This window comes from Mesorhizobium sp. M1328 (genome assembly GCF_040318075.1).
Lineage (GTDB): Bacteria > Pseudomonadota > Alphaproteobacteria > Rhizobiales > Rhizobiaceae > Mesorhizobium.
Map to the genome: position 1 here is coordinate 1 of NZ_JAMYLO010000071.1, position 1,587 is coordinate 1,587.

General features: G+C 53.6%; 1 protein-coding gene and 1 pseudogene. Both read left to right on the top strand.

Going from position 1 to position 1,587, the window contains the following annotated elements:
• Window positions 1-101: 101 nt before the first annotated feature.
• Window positions 102-203, top strand: a pseudogene (locus NKH23_RS34365) (IS5/IS1182 family transposase); the annotation flags it as partial.
• Between the two features lie 162 nt (window positions 204-365).
• Window positions 366-959, top strand: coding sequence for a GNAT family N-acetyltransferase (locus tag NKH23_RS34370; RefSeq protein WP_353036781.1), 594 nt, complete (start codon window positions 366-368; stop codon window positions 957-959).
• The last annotated feature ends 628 nt before the right edge of the window (window positions 960-1,587 follow it).

Below are 1,587 nucleotides of genomic sequence, written 5' to 3' on the forward strand. Positions count from 1 at the left end.
GTCCCGATCCTGACTCCTTCTGCCTCGACTCTGACGGATCCCGAAGAAGCAAAAAGAGTCGAGTACTTGATCGGCCGCAACAACGAAATTGCCAACTTCTTCGCCGCCTCGTGCGCGACTACGAGCAGCGCATCGACGTCTCTCACGCCATGATCCTTGTCGCAATGGGCGGCAATCTCATCCGACGAAACGCTCATCCCTGAATTTCAAAACAGACTCTCAGCGAATTTAGAGAACCTTCAGCATCCCGGAAACAAGATTATTGCAGAGATTTCTTAGAACTTTAACCCAAGGAACGCGCGTTCTAGGAGATCATAGTCCACGCTGCTCAATTAGAAGTGCCGGCTCAGAAAAGGACTTTTCTCATGCACATCTTAGAAACGCCGCGCCTAATCCTAAGGCCGCCGTCGCATAGCGACGAGCTTCTTCTACATGGACTTCTTAGCGATCCGTTCGTGGTAAACGCCGTCAGAGATGGAGTCTATCCGACGATAGAGCAGTCGAAAGCTGCACTGCTTCAGTTCATCAGTCATTGGCAGCACAATCGTTTCGGCTTATGGATGCTGTTCGTCAAAGATGAAAGCCAAGCCGGAAAATTCGCTGGCTATTGTGGATTATGGTGCAGCGGCCTGTATCTGCCCGAAGATCCGAATAACGTGGAAATGGCAACTTGCCTCCACCTTGCGGCCTCGGGGAAGGGGATCGCGCTCGAGGCCGGCAGGGCAGTAGTCCAATTTGCTTTCGAGCATTTAAAACTTAAGAAAGTGACTGTATTCATTCGCCCAACGAACACGCGTTCGCTTCGTAAAAACCTTAAGCTCGGGTTTTTCTATGTCGGTAACAGAATTTATAATAACCGTACCATGAGGTATTGTGAGGTTTATCCAGAAACATATATAAAAATCGAGAATTTACTTGTTTTGGATTACGCAGAACCAGACGTCATTCAAAGTAAATAGCGCTACGACCAAGCCGCGTTATCGGTGCGCTGCTTACCCCTCGATGAACTTAGACTAACACGATGGCCTGGTGCCGCGGCAGCACAACATCGGCGGGAGACCGATCGTCGGGCGCTGGGTTCTTGCAACGCAGGTGCCGAGTCTCCCTCGCAGGAAGGCAAGGCGCACCATCGAGCCGAATTCGGAGGCCTTGACGTTGACCATCGCCGATTACGGCGCTCGAGCTGCTGCCGCTGGCTACCCATCGATCGCGTGATCAGCGTGTACGAAGCCGGATGAGCCGCGCGCGGTGGAGTGATGAGGTTGTCTTGTCTCCTCCGGCGCAACGGGAATCGTCGCTAGTTCGCGCAGATTCGCCAGTGGCAGACGGGGACTCTCCGTCACCATCATCGCCTCCGCACGATCCTCCGTCATCCAGATCGGCAACTGGACAGATCGATTACCGCGGTTTTTGAAGGGCAAGGCGGATAAACGGGCGCGGTTGGCCGAATCTGACTCTATGACAAGGTTTTCGCCCCTTGCCTGGTACGCATCCGGTGAAGACCGCAGACGTGCGCATCCGGCAGCCAGGAGAACCTGAGCACCGGAGTGCTGGGGTCAAGCTTTCTTTGGGGAGACGCGATGATAT